Here is a 17216-nt window from a genome sequence, read left to right as displayed (position 1 = left end):
TCCTTATTTTTTCCTCACCGATCCAAAAGAAAATTGACGATAGCGACCCTAGAAATCTGAATGAGTCTAACTCTTCCTTGCCTAAATCTCTACGCCAATTCCTACGCTGGCAACACGCGCCCCCCCTGATAAGACCCACACTCTAATCGCTGGCGAGCAACATTTTTGCGTTTATATTTAGATTGAAATAGATGATGAAAACTAGGAGGTACCCGATGATAAGCAAAGGAATGACCACCATGGCCATTAAACAAATTAATTTAAAGAAAGTCTACACTGCCATTTATCAAGAGAAGGAAACATCAAAACTACAATTGGTTCAATCTTTACAGATGGGGCTTTCCACCGTTAGCCAAAATCTTAAAGAGCTAGAAGATCAAGAACTTATCCTTAAAACGGGATATTTAGAATCAACAGGGGGAAGACGTGCTCATTTAATCACCATTAATAAATTAGCCCGAACATCGATCGGTCTTGGCATTTTAAAAGATTGTATTCATCTTGTCCACGTCAACTTATACGGTGAAGTCACGCATAAACAAACCCATCCCATCCCCTACTCGGATGAAACACCGTACTATCAAACAATAGGTAAGCTCGTTCAACAATTTATCGAAAAAAACAACATTAATCCCGATCGCCTTTTAGGCGTATCCATTGCTATTCAAGGCATCATTTCCTCAGATGGTGAGTCCGTCAGTTATGGCCCCATCCTTCAAAATGACCAGTTAAAACGCTCGACGCTTGCTGAGTTCATTCCCTATCCTTGTCGATTGACTCACGACTCTAAGGCAGCTGCCTACCTCGAACTTTGGCACCACCAAGAGCTTGATAGTGCCATCCTTCTCTTTTTAAATGAAAACCTAGGTGGCGCTATTATGACCCACCGTAAAGTTCATAATGGACTTCAAATGAGAAGTGGAATTATTGAGCACCTCTCCCTTAATAAACAAGGCCCCACTTGTTACTGCGGTTCCCGTGGATGCTTAGAGACTTACTGTTCTATCCATGCACTTGTCTCCCAAGCAAAAATGAGTGTTCCTGACTTCTTTGAAAAGTTACGCGCCGGCGATGATCACTGTCAAACCATTTGGAAAACTTACTTGACTCACTTGGCAGAGGCGATTCGAAATATTACCGTTATCGTCGATGGCGTCGTCATTATTAGCGGACACCTTGCCCCTTACTTTAATCAAGAAGATCTCACCTTTATTCAACATTACTTAAAAGAAATTGCCCCTTTCCCACTCACCCGTGAAAATATTATTCTTGGAATTGAAGGAAAATACACCCCCGCTATTGGCGCGGCACTATACAATATTGCGGATTATTTAAAAACGATGATGGTTTAATGAGCCTTTTAGAAGAGGAAAGACATCGATCTCTTTTAATACCGTGTGCTCGTGTTTAAGTTCACGCCCTCCCTGTTCACCTGACGTGATGTGCATCATAAGAGAGAGATTTTTATTCACCCTTTAAGAATCTTAAAATTTTGTTGTATAATGTTTTATAATCAATAAAATTAAAGAAAAAGGGGATGTTCCGATGAACACATTAATAACACAAGCACTAGCCATTAAGAACGAATTAATCGGTTACCGTCGCGCCCTTCATCAAATTCCTGAAGTGGGCGCAACTTTACCTCAAACGAAAGCTTATGTCATGGAACAACTAAAATCATTGGGTTATGATCCGATTGAAATTTGTGAAAGTGGAATTGTAGCGACCCTTACAGGACGGTTGGAAAAACCATAATGCTACGTGCCGATATGGATGCTCTTCCAGTGAAAGAAACGTCAGCCTGCGACTTTAAATCAACAAATGGTTGCATGCACGCTTGCGGACACGATATGCATACTGCCATGCTCCTTGGGGCTGCAAAACTCTTAAAACAGAATCAGGATCAACTCGAGGGAACCGTTAAGCTAGTTTTCCAACCTGATGAAGAAGGCTTCACAGGGGCTAAAAAAATGATAGCAGCCGGTGTCTTAGAAAATCCTAAAGTTGATGCCGCTTTGGCGATGCATGTTCACTCCCAAACACCGTCTAATCTCGTTTTATGTGGACTTGGCACAACGATTGCCGGATGTTACCGATTCCAAATTGTAGTTAAGGGGACAGGGTGCCACGGGGCAATGCCAGAAACAGGTGTTGATCCGATTAACATCGCCGTCCATATCTACCTCGCACTTCAAGAAATCATTGCACGTGAAGTGTCACCTTCAAAACCAGCTGTCATCACCATTGGAAAATTTGTTGGAGGGGAAGCACCGAACGTCATTCCCGGAGAAGTTGTGATGGAGGGAACCATCCGCAGCCTTGATAAGGAACTTTTAGATTACATGGTTAATCGAGTAAATGAAATCGTCGTTTCTACAGCGACAATGTTTAGAGGCTCGGCTGAACTGATTGAGCTCTCTTCTGTTCCACCGCTAACGAATGATACACCGTTAGCACATGAAATAACTTCTTATATGAAAGACCTACTTGGTGAGCAGGCTGTCATTCAATTTGAACAGGGAGGCATGGGTTCTGAAGACTTTGCGTCATACGCCTACCATGTGCCAAGTGTTTATCTCTTACTTGGAGCTGGAACAGAGCAGGAAAACCCATTATTCGGAAAACCGATGCATAATGAAAAAGTAGTCTTTAATGAAGATATTTTACCTACTGGTGCCGCGATGCACGCCTATAATGCCATCATGTGGTTAAAAAACAACAAATAACTGATGGGAAGCCTTGAAAAGAGGCTTCCTTTTTTCAGCCCATTGCCCCTTTCAAAAACAACATCCTATCTTGTCGTATTTCTCTGTTTAGAAACATATATTACTAATGGCAAACGATGTTTCACTAAGGGAGATGATGAAAAATGGCAAATGTTAGATTTAATGCGTCAAGTTTTTATGTCCCAAAAGATAAATTTCTAGTTGCAATCAATGAATCGTGTACAGCGCACAAAGAGGACAATCCTCAATCAAAGGTCACCGCTCATCTAGCAAAGGACCAAGTCTTTGCAGTCACAAGCGAAACACCTCAACACTTTAAAACAAAAGTGGGTTGGATTGCTAAAGAAGCTTGTCATGTCTTAGATCAATCATCAAATGAAGTTGTACAACCATTACCGGAAAGTTTCGTCGTTAAAGTCATTAGTAACACAGCTGTTTACACTGAACCTGCGACAACCTCTCACGCCACGACAGTTTTACGAATTGGTTCCTTACCACGCGTCGTCGGAGAATCTCATGAATTTTATCAACTAGAACACGGTGGATTCATCCAAAAAAACGGTTGCCGTCATTATTAAAGCCCGATTCGAATCGGGCTTTTTTCAATGAAAAAAAGACTCCCTTGAAGTGAAAGAGCCTTTTTCATCTAATAAACATAAGTGGTCACTAAAACCCCTTTCGTGAATTCCTCCAAATTAAAAACGACGAATCGATCGTCGTCTTAAAGAACTCGCTCAACTTTATGAAAATAGCTTTCACTAACCTGCCATTTCCTAGTGCTTATGCCTCATTTCCAAAAATAATCCAAGGAAGAAGACAACAAGTAGATAAATCAAAATCATTCCCCATGAAGCTGGACTTAAAAATAGCCAAAGCGTGATGGCATAGGAAATGGAAGTCATCATAACAGCGACATGCAAATTTCCTCCATAAAAAGAAACGAGCATTCCTTGCAAAAAATAAAGAAATGGAAATAATGCTAATAAAGGAACATAAATTTGGGCTCGGCTTCCCTCTGTTTTAGCTAATACTTCCCCTAAAAACACAATCACTAAGGGCATCATATAAACAATCAATCGCATCACTCTTTTCATCTCATCCGCCTCCCTCACAGATAAAGCCCTACTTTATCTTATGATAAATGGTAGCGTTTCGATTATGAAAGTTATATAAATATTAAAAGGAGGATTCTTTCAAATCCTCCTTTTACCTCATTTAATTTTTGAAACTCATCCGTTATCTTGACACAAAATTAATGAGATAAAGACCATAACAAACTGAACCCCCAAACATTAAAAAGAAACTCCCATAAATAATGAGTTTTCTTAATTGCGTAAGAGTTGGATGATTGATGATAACCCGTCGATTTAAAACAGCTAACGGGATAAAAATCAAAATACCGATTGTTTTATAAAACCAAAATATATAAATAAGAAAAGTAAATAAATTTAATGTCACCATTGAAGCCACTGGATTTTTATATAGTATCTGTTTCACCCCATCACCCATCTTCCTTTTTTTACATATTAACTTATCTAGCATTAACTGTCAGGCAAAAACGAGCTATTTTTAAAGGCTTAAATTTAACTAATCCATTTTCAGGATCACCACAAGAATTGAGTCTTAACAAAAAGTTGATAAAAATAGCCGAATCACAGCAGTCGCATTTAGGCGTTTTGTCATTACTAATGAAGCCCTATTAGAGCTAATTTTTAGTTGAACCCGATCACGTGCCATTTGCTGTGAAGATTCAAAATATTTTAATTTAAAAAGGAAATCTCCGTTTATACGCGTATTGTAAGATAGAAAGAGGTTTTGACATCGTTAATATGTTATAATGGAGGTAATTAATTATGATAAATTTAGATGATTTAATGAAACAACCGAAAGGGGCTGGAGAAAACGTGGGACCGGTATTATTACCCCCAACAATGGACTTTGTATTTAAGGGGCTGTTTGGAAACGAGAAGAGACCAGAACTGTTAATTTCATTTTTAAATGCCGTTTTGACGCCAGATGAACCGATTACTTCGATTACCTTTAAGGACCGAACTATTGACAAGCAATACAAAGAGGATAAAATGGGGACTTTGGATATTTTAGCGACCACCAATAAAGGGGAGTTAATTAATGTCGAGGTTCAAGTGGCAGATGAAAAAAATATGATTGAACGCAGTTTATTTTATTGGAGTCGTTTGTTTTCTGGGCAACTTCAAAGTGGTATTCCTTATCAGAAGTTAGAACGAACAGTCTGCATCAATCTCTTATCTTTTGACTTACTTGAAACTGCCGAGTATCATAGTTGTTACGTTTTAAAAGAACGCGAGCGAAATGAACAATTAAGCGACCTTTTAGAAATCCATTTCATTGAATTAGATAAGATAAAAGACATCCACCATGCGGATGAAATAAAAACACAATTAGAAGCCTGGCTCGAATTTATTAAACATCCCGAAAGTCAAGTCAGCTATGAGTTGGCACGTCAGGATGAAACGATTCGCGAAGCAAAGGACGAACTCCTTGTCCTAAGCTGTAATGAAAAATACCGTTTATACTATGAGGCTCGCTTAAAGGCTCTACTTGATGAAACAAGCCGTCTACAAACAGCACGAGATGAAGGAATTGAGCAAGGAAAGATGCAACGGGATTTAGAAATCGCCAAGAACCTATTAGACGTTCTAGATGACACAACAATTGCGTTTAAAACGGGATTACCCGTACTTACTGTTAGCCGATTAAGAGAAGATAAAAATAAATTAAAAAAGTAGCCACTCAGCTACTTTTTTAATTTATATATCATATAGACTCTATATACTTTACCCACCCATATTTCATCTTTAAATATTTTTTTAACAAAAAGTTGATAAAATTTGCCACATCACAGCAGTCGCATTTAGGCGTTTTGTCATTACTAATGAAGCCCTATTAGAGCTAATTTTTAGTTGAACCCGATCAAGTGCCATTTCTTAATTTATTTCAAACAAAGAAACCCTTATAAATCCTGATTAAAGAAGGCTAAACATTTTGCCCTGGCTTGCCATACGTTGTGAGAGGTGTCGCTCCTACACCATAAATAGGCTTCCGTTTTTTGTATTTATAACATAAAAAAGGGAATACTTGTCCCTTTTTCCTAATTTAATTTTTGAATATAGCGTTCAATTGTTTCAACAACATCAGCATTTGTTAACACGATTTCTTCAATCATTGCTCCCACTTCGGTACGGACTAAATTAGAATTTTTATGATCCATTAAGAACAGCGGTTCAACAAATCCGCTCTTTGCAGCTTCAATTCCCGCTTCCTTAGCTGATTGCTTGGCCTGTTGCACATATGACGCATAGTCTTCTGACGTCGCCACTGATTCACGGATAGGTAAATACCCCGTGCTTGTTGCCCATTTTAAGTTTGCTTCATCAGATGCTAAATATTTAATAAATTCAAAAGCCGCATAAACCTCTTCCGATGTTTTATTTTTGTTTAAAATGGCAACATTGTTTCCTTGTTGAATATTTTGCGGTTGATCAACTTTTAATTGTGGGATCATTGCCGCTTCCCAAACAAAGTTTTCTTCTGGTAAAAAAGCTTCACTTGCGCTTGATCCAATATATAAATAAACATTCTCAGCTAAAAAAGGACCTGATGAAAAACTATCCTCACCTGCTAAACGCCAATACCCTGCATTCACATTATCTTGAAGCATCGTTAATGCCTCAATCGCTGCCTCATTATTAAAAAGTAGGTCTCCTTTTGAATTCGTATACTCAGCCCCTGCTTGCATTAAATAAGTAATTAAATAATTCGCTGGGTTATCAATACTAAACGCCGTTTTCCCCGTCAATTCATAGATCTTTTTAGAAACTTCCGTTAACTCATCCCACGTTGTTGGAACGGTTAATCCATGTTCATCAAAAAATGTGCGATTATAAAAGAGTAAATCTGTTGATTTAGAAAACGGTAAAGCATAGTAGCGTTGATCCTCACAATAACTTGAATTTTCTAAACGGTACCCTTCATAAATATCTTCGAAATCATTCATTCCGATTTCTTGGTTAAAAATATAATCATCTAACGGTTGAACAATCCCAGACCCAATAAACTCCATGATATTATTAACTGTCCCTTGAATAACTGCGGGATTATTTCCGGCTTTAATCGCAGCCATCGTTTTAGCCTTTAAATCTTCGTAATTACCTTGGTATGTACTCTTTACTTTAATTCCTTTTTCGCTTCCAATTCCTTCATTAAAATCGGCTACTAATTCCGTCATTGTTTCACCTAACGCCCCGCTCATTCCGTGCCAAAACTCAATCTCAACTGGCTCCTGAATCGACGTCACCATTTCCATTTCATTTTGCTGCGTCTTTCCTTGACACCCTGCTAAACATAATAAACCACTCATAAGTAGCAAACTCCATCGTTTCTTCACTTCAATACACCTCATTTTACTTTTTTTGGCCTACATCCTTTAAACTGTTAATAAAAATTTCTTAACAATTTCAAACAAATTATACCATTATCGACCTAAAAAGTATACTTTTTTACAATAAAAGAGGGGGTTCACCCCTCTTTTATTTTTTAAATGCGAGATCCATTTTTAATAAATCCCCATCTATTACTACTTCTAATTGGGCATCCATATACTCTGCTAACTGATTTAAACTTGCAGGCCATGTCTCATTCACCTCTGAGCGAATCACACTACGTGTTGTAAACACCACTAAATCTTCCGATTCTGCTAATTGTAAATACACGCGCGTCTGTTGTAAAGCTGACGTGGCAATTCCCATTAATAAAGAATCCATCAAGAGTTTTAAGTCCTCCTCATTCGCCTGAATAGATACTGTCTTTTCTGGAAATCTTAGTTTGACTTCTAATGGTATATATTCTTGTTCCAATTGCACTAATGTATCAGAGATGAGTTTCGTTAAATTAACCGTTGTCTTTGGGCGATTTAGTGCACATAATTTCAAAAGAGACTCGATTTGGACAGCAACATTTTCAATATCGGCGGTATTCTCAACAGAATGCTTCACTCTCGTTAACGTTTCCTTTAAAAGTTCCAGACGTGAAACCATCAAATCAACACGAGGGTCTTCCTTGAAAATCACTTTTTCTACTGTTTCTGTTTCAACCACTACTTTTGGTCGAGTCCAAAAATAGACTAACTGACCTAAAATCGTATGTTGACGAATCATCTGCCATGGGCCAATCACAAAAAATTCTTTTACATAAAGGGCATGAAGTAGGACAACCGCAATAAATCCTCCCCAACAAATGAGGTTAATCCAATGAACAAGTGCAGGGTCAATCAACTGTGTCCACTGGTGAGCCTGCGTCAGCACAACAAGGAGCGGAGCAAACGCTGAGGCAATTGCCGTCACAATGACAAAAATGAATCTCAGTTCCAATGGAACAAGCAATAATCCTCGTACAGTAGCAAGTTCCTCAAACCACGAAAATGGGAGGATAAAGACAATAACTAAAACAATAAGCGTAATGGATACTAAATAGACAACGACAATTTGTAAATACTCCCCACCTAAGTAATTTTCAATTTTATGATTGAGCAATCCATCCTTAGACAAACTCTGATGGACACCAAAAACCATCGTTGTATCTTTGATATCGGTTGGATAGTTTGATAAATACCCTTCTAATCGTTGCCGTGTTTCCGTCGAACTGGCCCCGATAATCTTCTTAATCGTTAGTTGTCCTTCCCCATCAAATTGTAAGGCGAGCACATACTGATACGCTGACAAATCATCCGTCTTTTCGGCTGCCCCTTCCGTTAATAGCTCGGCTAATTGATCCCCTTTATGTTCTAATACCTCATCCCCCTGTTTAAGATAATAATCCATGTCCTTTTGGTAATCCCGTTGCCAACTTTGCGACAACGTATAAAACTGACTTGCTTCCCCTTCTTTTAAGACACTGTCTAACGAATAGATTCCTTCGGAAAAATTCCACAAAAACATGTAAGACTCGTAAAAATTATCCGTCATTTTAATGGCACGCTCTCGCATTTGCGGGTAGCGTGAATAAATACCGATAGCACCTAAGCCAATCATCAGAATAACGATCACTCTAATCAACACTTTATGGATGTTAGCTCGCTTCTTCATTCATAACCCACCTTTCAATAAACTATCACTTCCCCCATTTTACCCTAAATATCTTAATAAAAAACATGATTAATTCTTAATAATTTCTTAATACCCCGAGGCGTTTATCATGAATTATATTTCTACATGACGAATTGTCAATACAAATGCGACAGTTTCTCATGAAATAGCTCGAATGAAGTTTTCCAACCTAAGCATTTTCGTGGTCGATGATTAATGAGGAGGAGGGCTTCATCAATCTCTTTCTCACTAACTCGTGCTAAGTCCGTCTTCTTCGGAAAGAATTCTCGAAGAAGACCATTGGCATTTTCATTACTTCCTCTTTGCCAAGAGGAATAGGCGTCAGCGAAGTAAACAGGAACCTTTAAATCTGCTTCTACTTTGGAATAACAAGCAAACTCTTTTCCTCGATCAACGGTATAAGTTTTAAAGGTGTCTTTAGGAAAATGTTCATATAACTCACTAATCGCTCGGTACATTTCAGATGCTGAGCGATTTTCGATTTTAACGGCGACATAAAATCGTGTTTGACGTTCAATAAATGTAGCTAAACATCCTTTACTTTTACCACGGCTTGAAACAACTGTATCAAGTTCCCAATGACCAAATGCCTGACGTTTTTTTACCTCTTTCGGACGTTGATGAATTGATGTCCCAATGTTAAATCGTCCGCGTGTTTCTCGTGGTTTTCGGCGTTTTCCCTTTTGCCTTAAACAGCTTAAATCCCCTAACAAAATCGTTCCGTCATAAATCCAACGATAAATAGTTTTGAATGAAATAACACCCTTTAAAACCGTATTAGAAATTTGTTCAGGCGACCAGGTTAACTTTAAATAATGTTGGAGGGTTTGAATAACTTCTTCAGATTTGGTCTCTGGACGATGACAAACTAAGCGACGTTGCTCGGCTAATTCATCTGCTAGCTCTGCTTGATACGTCTTTTGAGTATTTCGTTTTAGTTCACGAGCAATGGTTGAATGATGACGATTTAATTGCCCCGCAATTTGTCTCGTTGAATAACCCATTTTTGAAAGAACTTCTATACGTGTACGCTCAAATGTGTTAAGATGTTTATAACTCATAAATAGATCTCCTTGTTAAGAATTTGGTGTGGTAACTTCATTCTATAACAAAGAATTCTATTTATGAGCTTTTTTTATTTGTCGCACTTAATATTACAATCTGTCACATAAAAAAAGATGATTTCTACCTTAGAAATCATCAACCTTTCATTATGAAATGATACATCACTAAAACAACAAGAAGAATCGTCATCATATTCTTCAATACATATCCAATTCCAACATGATTTTGCTCACCATAATACATCGCTTTACGCTGCATCGACCTTATATCCCCCTTAACGACAATACTCTATTATCTATTTACAATTATACATTAATTTTGATATTTTCCAACATTTTTTTATCGCATAACGAAATGAATCATCACGCCAACAATTAAAGCTACCGTCATCAGATTTTGGAGAATATAACCTATACTTTGTTCATTCTTGAAATATCCCATGCGTCGCTCCTTTTTCATCGACTTCCGCCTCCTCCTACCTCATTCGTTTACTTTAAAACTATAACGCAAAAATCTTAATAAAAAGATAGAATCATTCTTAATTTTTTCTTAAGGAAGAATTAACTTTTCATACCACTCTGATACAGAAATCCCCTCGTATTCTACTTCATAGCAAAGTCCTCCCTTTAAGATGCGCGTCGTATCCTCCCCATTAAACAGCACCGTCTGTACCAACTGATCCCCCTCATAAAATTCATAAACAAGCGGTTCAGATAAGACATAGGATTCTTCACGAACAAGATTTCCTCTTTTTGCTTTCAATAAAATATCAACAAGTTGTTCGACATCCTCGGGCTCTTCAATCGTAGATTTAACCTCCTCTCCAAATCGAACCTCCACCCGATTAACAGAAGAAAGTTTATTTTCTCCACTATTTATGCATCCGCTTAGTAAAAAAAGAGTTCCAACAAGAAGCCACCCCTTTTTCATTTACATCGCCTCCTACTTCATTTTAGTCATCATTCAACAAAAATATGAAAAAAAACTGCCTTTTAAAAGACAGTTTTTTTCATATTCTATCGAATTGTTCTAAATGATGCCGTCGAACTTTATTCTCTCCTGATAACGCTTCGGACTAACCCCACATTGACGATTAAATAACCGGTTAAAATACAGTTGATCCTGAATGCCAACTAATTGGGCGACTTCCTTAATCTTAATACCAGGAATTCTCAACAGTTCTGTCGCCTTATATACCCTTAATTCATTAATATAGGTACAAATCGTTTTAGAAGTATCCTGTTTAAAAAGACGGGCTAAATACGATTCATGTAAACAGGCCATTCGTGCTAACTCGCATCCTGAGATTCGTTTCATGTAGAATTGATGAATGTAGATTAAACTATTAAATACCTCTTGTCGATAATAGCTAGCTGTTTCTTCAATCCCCGAAGTCAGGTAATTCCGTAACGCTTCTATAGACTCCACCATAATTCCACGGGAGACCTCATTCTTCACCTTTAAGGTGTCCCTTAATTGAGCACGCAGTTTCATCCAATAATCGAAGCAACTGATTTCATGAAAAACTCCATTTTTTGCGATAACCACGGCAAATCCACTATCATTTAATCGAAAAACATTACATCCAAGAAATACTTTTTTAACTCGCTCTTCAACTAACTTACCGTGTCTGGTGTCGAGACTGCGTTGAAAAGTAAGATAATACAAAAGAAAAGGACCTGTGTGTGCCATCTCCTGACTCGTCGGATAGCAAATCGATGCACGCCTGATCAAAGATTGCATCTCCTCGGAATTTAAATGTTTCTTGATACAGTAATCAAACACTCCTAATCGCATGGCCTGGGACACTTGGTCATAGTCCTCATGATTGCTAAGCACAACAATTAGGGCCCGATGATGGCGCCTTTTCATCTCTTGAATTAACTGAATCCCCGATATTTTAGGCATTTTTAAATCAATAAACACTAAATGATACATTTCCTGAGACAAGAGTATCAGTGCTTCTGTTGCATCACTACATCGTCTCACCTCACAAAAACCAAAGCGCTTCCATTCGACAATATAAAAAAGTTTATTTAAAACATCCTCCTCGTCATCCACCAATAAGACCCTTAACAAAAACAATTCCCCCTTTTCCCATTTTTACTTAAAGCTCTATTTCATTCCCTTCTTCACACACCTAATTTTTCTCTCTCATAACTAATTCATTGCCCCCCCTTCCTATTTTCCTATTATACAACAAATTTCAGTTTTTTTCTATATCATTCCTCTTTCCCTGCTAATCTTCGAATATTTCTCTTAATTTCCGAGGAAATTAATGAACGAGAAAAAAAGCTACCTGCCTTTTCGCTGGTAGCTTTTTATGACTTTATAATACTTTTGCTAAAAATTCTTTCGTTCGTTGGTGCGTCGGTCGAGTAAATAATGTTTCTGGCGTAGTATCTTCTAAGATTTTTCCACCATCAATAAAAATGGCACGTGAGGCAACTTGTCGAGCAAACCCCATTTCATGGGTAACAATGACCATGGTCATTCCCTCTTCTCCTAACTCTTTCATCACATCAAGTACTTCGGTTACCATTTCCGGGTCTAATGCAGATGTCGGTTCATCGAACAACATCACCCTTGGTTTTAAGGCCAGTGAACGAGCAATCGCGACACGTTGCTTTTGACCCCCTGATAGTTTAGAGGGATAGACATTAAATTTATCCTCTAAGCCAACACGTTTTAATAACCCCAGAGCTATTTCATTTGCCTGCGCCTCATCCATTTTTTTTAAAAGTTTTAACGCTAATGTAATATTTTCTCCAACTGTTTTATTTGGAAATAAATTAAAACTTTGAAATACCATCCCGATTTGCTCACGAATTTCATTTAAATTCGTTTTTTTATCTAAAAGGTTTGTTTCTTCAAATAAAACATCCCCTGATTCCGGAATTTCAAGTAAGTTTAAACATCTTAACAAGGTTGACTTTCCCGATCCTGAGGGACCAATAATAGTTACAATTTCTCCCTCTTTAATCTCTAAATCAATCTCATGAAGCACCTGTTTTCCGTGAAAATACTTTGATAATTGTTTTACCTTAAGCATCCTGTTGTAATCTCCTTTCAAATATAGTCACAAGTTTTGAGCAGCCTGATGTTAAAAGGAAATAAATCAGGGCAGCTACTATATAAACACCAAACGCATTAAATGTAGCTGCAGTTACTTTATCTGCGTTATACATTAAATCAGCCAATCCAATAACAGAAACAATAGCAGATTCTTTAATAATAACAACAAACTCATTTCCAAGTGCAGGGAGAACATTTTTAATGGCCTGTGGTAAAATGATATGCTTTAACGTTTGTCGTTCACTTAATCCAAGTGAACGTCCCGCCTCCATTTGTCCAACCTCGACCGCCTGAATTCCTGCTCTAAAAATTTCGGTTACATAGGCCCCTGAATTAATAGCTAAGGCAATTGCCCCTACGATAAATTCTGCTGGAATAAAACCAACAGGTTTTAAACGAATTCCGCATAATTGAGGAATCCCAAACCAAAAAATAAATAACTGAATCATGAGCGGTGTTCCACGGAAAAAGGCGATGTATGCATCCGCTAACTTATTGAGTAATTTACCAATAATCCCTTTATTATTAAATCTTAAAATAGAAATTAAAATTCCGATTAATGTTCCTGAAACAACCGTTAATAAAGCTAATAATATTGTGATCCCAGTTCCCTTTAAAAGCATGGGATAATAATCAATAATAAAGTCAAACATTTTTCCACCTACTTCATTTTAATTCTTCTTTTCCTCTAACAGGCTCCCTCATTCTCGTTCCTCACTCTTTTAGAAGTTAGTAAAGGAATTTTTAGCCTTTTTAAAGGAATCCTTTTTAAATGTAGGAACCCTATTCCTTAAATAGGATCCCACTCTTCACCGAACGTTGTGTCACGGCGTTTAAACTATATTTTTTCATTTGTAATCTGGCTATTCTTTATCTTTAAAGAAAAGCATCATCTAGTTTGCCAACTGCATTGCCTCTTCTAACATTTTTCCAAGGGTTCCGTCGGCTTTTAATGTAGAAATAATTTTATTGACTTGCTCTGTTAATTCTGTTGATTCTTTTGGTAAGGCAACGGCCATTTTTTCCTCAGATTCAATTTTAATGTCTGAGACAACCACGTTATCAAATTGTTCTGCATAACGTGCCGCAATATCATTTCCTAAAATAACGGCCTCAACATTTTCATTACTTAACTCTAAAACAATGGATTGTGTTGATGCGAGTTCTTTCACATTTGTTGTTAATGATTGCGCAATTGGTGTCTGAATACTACCTAATTGTGTCCCGATTTTAACATCTTTTAAATCCTCTGTTGTTTGATAACGATCAGCATCTTCTTTTCTGACTAAGACTGCATTTTCTCCCGTATAGTAAAAGTCTGAAAAATCAACTTGATTTAAACGCTCTTCATTAGGTGACATTCCTGAAATAACCATATCCACTTGCCCTGACTGTAAGGCCCCAATTAATGAGTTGAAGTCCATATTTTTAAATTTAACCTCTACGCCTAGTTCTTCCGCAATTTTTTCACCTAACATGACGTCAAAACCAACAAGTGTCTCTTTCCCATCTACCATTTTATAAAACTCAAATGGAGGATAATCCCCCGATAACCCGATTAAAAGCGTTCCTTCCTTTTGAATATCCTCAATGCTAACCCCCTGTTTTGAACATCCTACCATTCCAATGAATACGAGCATGATCATTAATAATACCTTTTTCATTACAATCTCCTCCTCTTAAATTTCATGATTTAATTTGAGCTCCTTTTTGACCAAGAAAAAAAGACCCTCTCTTGAATAAGAGACGATCTTTTACCGCGGTACCACTCTTATTGATACATTATAGTTAAATTTATTAGAAATTATGACAGATAAAAAAAATCGCCTCTTATTTACCATAAGAGACGATGATTCACCGCGTTACCACTCTAATTAATACAACTAAATTGTATCCACTCTGCTCTGTAAGGGGAGTACCCGATTATCATACTCTATACTTATCATATATTTGTGATAATCTCCATCAAAGGGCGTTTCACGAATAAGTACTGACTAGACTCCCACCCTCACTAGCTCGCTTAACAGTTTAACTTATTGCTACTTTCTTTATCAAAGGATTTATTCAAACTAAATTGTTAGTTATATTCTAAATGATGGAACCCATAAATGCAAGCTATTTTTATAGATTTTTTAGGTTCTATAATATTTAGTGTTGCTGATTAAGCAGCACTTTTTTCATAGGATAAAAAAAAGAGACTTCAAGTCTCAATCCTGTTACAATGTTATCGACTAAAACAATATTGAAAGGATAAGATTTAATGTCTCACTCATATTTTACTAGAAAACTTTTAAATATTAAAGATAAAAATATTACATTTTCAGAAGATTATCTTGAGGAAGTGAAGTTGAACGGAATTACTAGCTTTATCTTTAAAGGTATTCTTACGTATCAACCGACTCATTGTCAAAAATGCGGAACCCTATTTGATTCAAAATTTAAGAAGCATGGATTTAAAACCTCTCGAATTGTCATTCCAAAAGTCTCTCTTCACGATACCTACTTAGACCTAAAAAAACAGCGTTATTATTGTGGGCATTGCCAGTCTACTTTTACACTAAGTACTTCAATTGTTGAAAAGAACTGTTACATTTCTTATCATACGAAACACGCCATTGCTTTAGAGGCCTAAAATAAAATTTCTGAATGTGATATCGCACGTCGCCATCAGGTCTCTCATTCAACCGTCAATCGAATCATCCATAGCTTTTATGAATCTCAAACCTTAAACCTTAATTATTTACCTGAAAATCTCTGTTTTGATGAATTTAAATCCGTTAAGTCTGCTGAGGGGCATATGTCTTTTATTTTTTGCGATGCTGACTCAAAACAAATCATCGATATCGTTGAAGATCGTCGTTTAAACTCCCTTCAAGCTTATTTTAAACGATACACAAAGGAAGCACGTCATCGAGTAAAAAATATTGTGATTGATATGTACGCTCCTTACATCAGCCTCATTAAGGATCTTTTTCCTCATGCCCAAATTATCATTGATAAATTTCATCTCGTTCAACATCTCTCTCGTGCACTGAACAAAACTCGAATCCGATTCATGAAAAAGTTCAAAAAGCATGGTCGTAAATTCAAACGTTATTGGCGCTTATTTTTAAAATCTCACGCTTTACTTAATACCACCACTTATCGATCAGTTTACTGCTTTAAACAACCCATGCGTGAAATTGATATCTTAAACTTTCTACTTGATTTATCTCCTGAATTAAAAGCAACCTATGATTTATATCAAGAGTTACTTTTCGCTCTTCAGACAAAAAACTTAAAACGATTTAATCATTTACTCGAAACGGAACATCCGCTTGTTTCTCCTGAGTTTCAAACGGCTTTCCAAACCTTTAAAACTTATCAATCCTATATTAAAAATACACTCTCAACTCATTACACAAATGGTCCCATCGAAGGAATTAATAATAAAATTAAGGTCATTAAGCGTATTGCCTTTGGATATCGTAGTTTCTATCACTTTAAATCTCGTATTCTCATGGTTCAAAATCTAACAAAGCCTAAAACGAAAATCCTAGCAGCATAGCTACTAGGATTTCGATTTGAATTTTCGTTGTAACAGGTTACAAATTAATCAGCAACACTATTTGACAAAGAACCATTTTTTATAAATAGACGGGAAATCTCATTTCGTATCCTTCTTTATCTCCCACAACATACGATTTAAGCTTCATAATATAAAAAAACATCCCGAAGGATGTTAATTGGCTATTTGGAGCGGGTGAAGAGAATCGAACTCTCACAGTCAGCTTGGAAGGCTGAAGTTCTACCATTAAACTACACCCGCATTTTTTGTCTAGTACCGTTCGCATCTTCTCTATAAACTTATGCACACTCTCATGGCTTTTAGCCATTTCTGTGTTCGCTAAGTTTTATTCGAAGATAATCGCTCACTTGTACTTTTCTTTATTTATGGCCTAGCGACGTCCTACTCTCGCACTTGCGTACTACCCTCGGCGCTAAGGAGCTTAACTTCTGTGTTCGGTATGGGAACAGGTGTGCCCTCCTTGCCCTTATCACTAGACCTTCTGTCAGATCTTATCAATCTCACAAAACTAGATATCTTCTGCTTACTTCCTTGTCTGGCAACTCTCGCATCACAGTGGTAAAGTTCAATAACTGTTCATCACCTTCGTGATTCCTCAGTTCTTTTCACTTTCTGCCTGTGATAACCGCTCGTTTTTGC

General features: G+C 37.1%; 18 protein-coding genes, 1 tRNA gene, 1 rRNA gene and 1 other annotated feature. Of the genes, 7 read left to right on the top strand and 13 right to left on the bottom strand.

Annotated elements, in window-relative coordinates; genetic code table 11:
* Positions 1-215: 215 nt before the first annotated feature.
* The 4 genes from AACH31_RS03885 (at position 216) to AACH31_RS03870 (ending at position 3304) form a co-directional block, all read left to right on the top strand.
* Positions 216-1352 carry an ROK family protein gene (locus AACH31_RS03885; RefSeq protein WP_262950792.1) on the top strand — a complete coding sequence of 379 codons (1137 nt, stop codon included), beginning with the start codon at positions 216-218 and terminating at the stop codon, positions 1350-1352.
* A 193-nt stretch (positions 1353-1545) separates the two neighbouring features.
* Positions 1546-1755, top strand: a complete 210-nt coding sequence (locus AACH31_RS03880) for a hypothetical protein (RefSeq protein WP_262950790.1) — start codon at positions 1546-1548, stop codon at positions 1753-1755.
* Positions 1755-2726: a M20 metallopeptidase family protein gene (locus tag AACH31_RS03875; RefSeq protein WP_262950789.1), complete on the top strand. Its 972-nt coding sequence runs from the start codon at positions 1755-1757 to the stop codon at positions 2724-2726. Before AACH31_RS03880 ends, AACH31_RS03875 begins: the two co-directional genes overlap by 1 nt.
* A gap of 143 nt (positions 2727-2869) precedes the next feature.
* Entirely contained in the window at positions 2870-3304 is a 435-nt protein-coding gene (locus AACH31_RS03870) for a hypothetical protein (RefSeq protein ID WP_161832793.1), read from the top strand.
* A 195-nt stretch (positions 3305-3499) separates the two neighbouring features.
* On the opposite strand, the gene AACH31_RS03865 is transcribed toward AACH31_RS03870, so the two are convergent.
* Both AACH31_RS03865 and AACH31_RS03860 read right to left on the bottom strand, forming a co-directional pair.
* Positions 3500-3820 (bottom strand): hypothetical protein, encoded by a 321-nt coding sequence (locus AACH31_RS03865; RefSeq protein WP_161832794.1) that lies wholly within the window; start codon positions 3818-3820, stop codon positions 3500-3502.
* A 142-nt stretch (positions 3821-3962) separates the two neighbouring features.
* Positions 3963-4223 carry a hypothetical protein gene (locus AACH31_RS03860; RefSeq protein ID WP_262950788.1) on the bottom strand — a complete coding sequence of 87 codons (261 nt, stop codon included), beginning with the start codon at positions 4221-4223 and terminating at the stop codon, positions 3963-3965.
* A 356-nt stretch (positions 4224-4579) separates the two neighbouring features.
* Here AACH31_RS03860 and AACH31_RS03855 point away from each other — a divergent pair, with 356 nt between their 5' ends.
* Positions 4580-5494, top strand: a complete 915-nt coding sequence (locus AACH31_RS03855) for an Rpn family recombination-promoting nuclease/putative transposase (RefSeq protein ID WP_262950787.1) — start codon at positions 4580-4582, stop codon at positions 5492-5494.
* Between the two features lie 362 nt (positions 5495-5856).
* Here AACH31_RS03855 and AACH31_RS03850 read toward each other — a convergent pair whose 3' ends face one another.
* The 9 genes from AACH31_RS03850 to AACH31_RS03810 all read right to left on the bottom strand — a co-directional run bounded on the left by AACH31_RS03850 (position 5857) and on the right by AACH31_RS03810 (position 14673).
* Positions 5857-7125 (bottom strand): ABC transporter substrate-binding protein, encoded by a 1269-nt coding sequence (locus AACH31_RS03850; protein WP_237658990.1) that lies wholly within the window; start codon positions 7123-7125, stop codon positions 5857-5859.
* Between the two features lie 169 nt (positions 7126-7294).
* Complete coding sequence (locus AACH31_RS03845) at positions 7295-8848, bottom strand: hypothetical protein (RefSeq protein ID WP_161832797.1); 1554 nt, start codon at positions 8846-8848, stop codon at positions 7295-7297.
* 137 nt (positions 8849-8985) lie between these two features.
* The gene (locus tag AACH31_RS03840) at positions 8986-9930 is read right to left on the bottom strand and encodes an IS30 family transposase (RefSeq protein WP_338617927.1); all 945 of its coding nucleotides are present in this window, start codon (positions 9928-9930) and stop codon (positions 8986-8988) included.
* A 139-nt stretch (positions 9931-10069) separates the two neighbouring features.
* A complete protein-coding gene (locus tag AACH31_RS03835; RefSeq protein ID WP_255421511.1) occupies positions 10070-10192 on the bottom strand; it encodes a hypothetical protein in 123 nt (40 codons plus the stop codon).
* A 291-nt stretch (positions 10193-10483) separates the two neighbouring features.
* Positions 10484-10864 carry a hypothetical protein gene (locus tag AACH31_RS03830; protein WP_161832917.1) on the bottom strand — a complete coding sequence of 127 codons (381 nt, stop codon included), beginning with the start codon at positions 10862-10864 and terminating at the stop codon, positions 10484-10486.
* Between the two features lie 99 nt (positions 10865-10963).
* Positions 10964-12013 (bottom strand): response regulator transcription factor, encoded by a 1050-nt coding sequence (locus AACH31_RS03825; RefSeq protein ID WP_161832916.1) that lies wholly within the window; start codon positions 12011-12013, stop codon positions 10964-10966.
* Between the two features lie 250 nt (positions 12014-12263).
* Entirely contained in the window at positions 12264-12986 is a 723-nt protein-coding gene (locus AACH31_RS03820) for an amino acid ABC transporter ATP-binding protein (RefSeq protein ID WP_161832915.1), read from the bottom strand.
* Positions 12979-13662 (bottom strand): amino acid ABC transporter permease, encoded by a 684-nt coding sequence (locus tag AACH31_RS03815; RefSeq protein WP_161832914.1) that lies wholly within the window; start codon positions 13660-13662, stop codon positions 12979-12981. Before AACH31_RS03815 ends, AACH31_RS03820 begins: the two co-directional genes overlap by 8 nt.
* 240 nt (positions 13663-13902) lie before the next feature.
* A complete protein-coding gene (locus AACH31_RS03810) occupies positions 13903-14673 on the bottom strand; it encodes a transporter substrate-binding domain-containing protein (protein WP_161832913.1) in 771 nt (256 codons plus the stop codon).
* Positions 14674-14848: 175 nt separating this feature from the next.
* Positions 14849-15073: a binding site (T-box leader), on the bottom strand.
* Between the two features lie 196 nt (positions 15074-15269).
* Between AACH31_RS03810 and AACH31_RS03805 the strand changes: the two genes are divergently transcribed.
* Together AACH31_RS03805 and AACH31_RS03800 are read left to right on the top strand one after the other, a co-directional pair.
* Positions 15270-15641 carry a transposase family protein gene (locus tag AACH31_RS03805; protein ID WP_338617262.1) on the top strand — a complete coding sequence of 124 codons (372 nt, stop codon included), beginning with the start codon at positions 15270-15272 and terminating at the stop codon, positions 15639-15641.
* A gap of 6 nt (positions 15642-15647) precedes the next feature.
* On the top strand, positions 15648-16556 hold the full coding sequence (locus AACH31_RS03800) for an ISL3 family transposase (protein ID WP_338618079.1): 909 nt from the start codon (positions 15648-15650) through the stop codon (positions 16554-16556).
* Between the two features lie 187 nt (positions 16557-16743).
* Here AACH31_RS03800 and AACH31_RS03795 read toward each other — a convergent pair.
* Both AACH31_RS03795 and rrf read right to left on the bottom strand, forming a co-directional pair.
* Positions 16744-16817, bottom strand: a tRNA-Gly gene (locus AACH31_RS03795).
* A gap of 128 nt (positions 16818-16945) precedes the next feature.
* Positions 16946-17054 (bottom strand): 5S ribosomal RNA (gene rrf / locus AACH31_RS03790).
* Positions 17055-17216 lie beyond the last annotated feature (162 nt).

It is taken from the genome of Turicibacter faecis (genome assembly GCF_037076425.1).
GTDB classification, from domain to species: Bacteria; Bacillota_I; Bacilli_A; order MOL361; family Turicibacteraceae; genus Turicibacter; species Turicibacter faecis.
Note: the sequence above shows the minus strand (reverse complement) of the source record. Positions and strands in the feature narration are given on the sequence as shown.

Coding starts and splice junctions, on each gene's coding strand:
- AACH31_RS03885 (WP_262950792.1), top strand. CDS start 216: ATGATAAGCAAAGGAATGACCACCATGGCCATTAAACAAATTAATTTA.
- AACH31_RS03880 (WP_262950790.1), top strand. CDS start 1,546: ATGAACACATTAATAACACAAGCACTAGCCATTAAGAACGAATTAATC.
- AACH31_RS03875 (WP_262950789.1), top strand. CDS start 1,755: ATGCTACGTGCCGATATGGATGCTCTTCCAGTGAAAGAAACGTCAGCC.
- AACH31_RS03870 (WP_161832793.1), top strand. CDS start 2,870: ATGGCAAATGTTAGATTTAATGCGTCAAGTTTTTATGTCCCAAAAGAT.
- AACH31_RS03865 (WP_161832794.1), bottom strand. CDS start 3,820: ATGAAAAGAGTGATGCGATTGATTGTTTATATGATGCCCTTAGTGATT.
- AACH31_RS03855 (WP_262950787.1), top strand. CDS start 4,580: ATGATAAATTTAGATGATTTAATGAAACAACCGAAAGGGGCTGGAGAA.
- AACH31_RS03850 (WP_237658990.1), bottom strand. CDS start 7,125: ATGAGTGGTTTATTATGTTTAGCAGGGTGTCAAGGAAAGACGCAGCAA.
- AACH31_RS03845 (WP_161832797.1), bottom strand. CDS start 8,848: ATGAAGAAGCGAGCTAACATCCATAAAGTGTTGATTAGAGTGATCGTT.
- AACH31_RS03840 (WP_338617927.1), bottom strand. CDS start 9,930: ATGAGTTATAAACATCTTAACACATTTGAGCGTACACGTATAGAAGTT.
- AACH31_RS03835 (WP_255421511.1), bottom strand. CDS start 10,192: ATGCAGCGTAAAGCGATGTATTATGGTGAGCAAAATCATGTTGGAATT.
- AACH31_RS03830 (WP_161832917.1), bottom strand. CDS start 10,864: ATGAAAAAGGGGTGGCTTCTTGTTGGAACTCTTTTTTTACTAAGCGGA.
- AACH31_RS03820 (WP_161832915.1), bottom strand. CDS start 12,986: ATGCTTAAGGTAAAACAATTATCAAAGTATTTTCACGGAAAACAGGTG.
- AACH31_RS03815 (WP_161832914.1), bottom strand. CDS start 13,662: ATGTTTGACTTTATTATTGATTATTATCCCATGCTTTTAAAGGGAACT.
- AACH31_RS03810 (WP_161832913.1), bottom strand. CDS start 14,673: ATGAAAAAGGTATTATTAATGATCATGCTCGTATTCATTGGAATGGTA.
- AACH31_RS03805 (WP_338617262.1), top strand. CDS start 15,270: ATGTCTCACTCATATTTTACTAGAAAACTTTTAAATATTAAAGATAAA.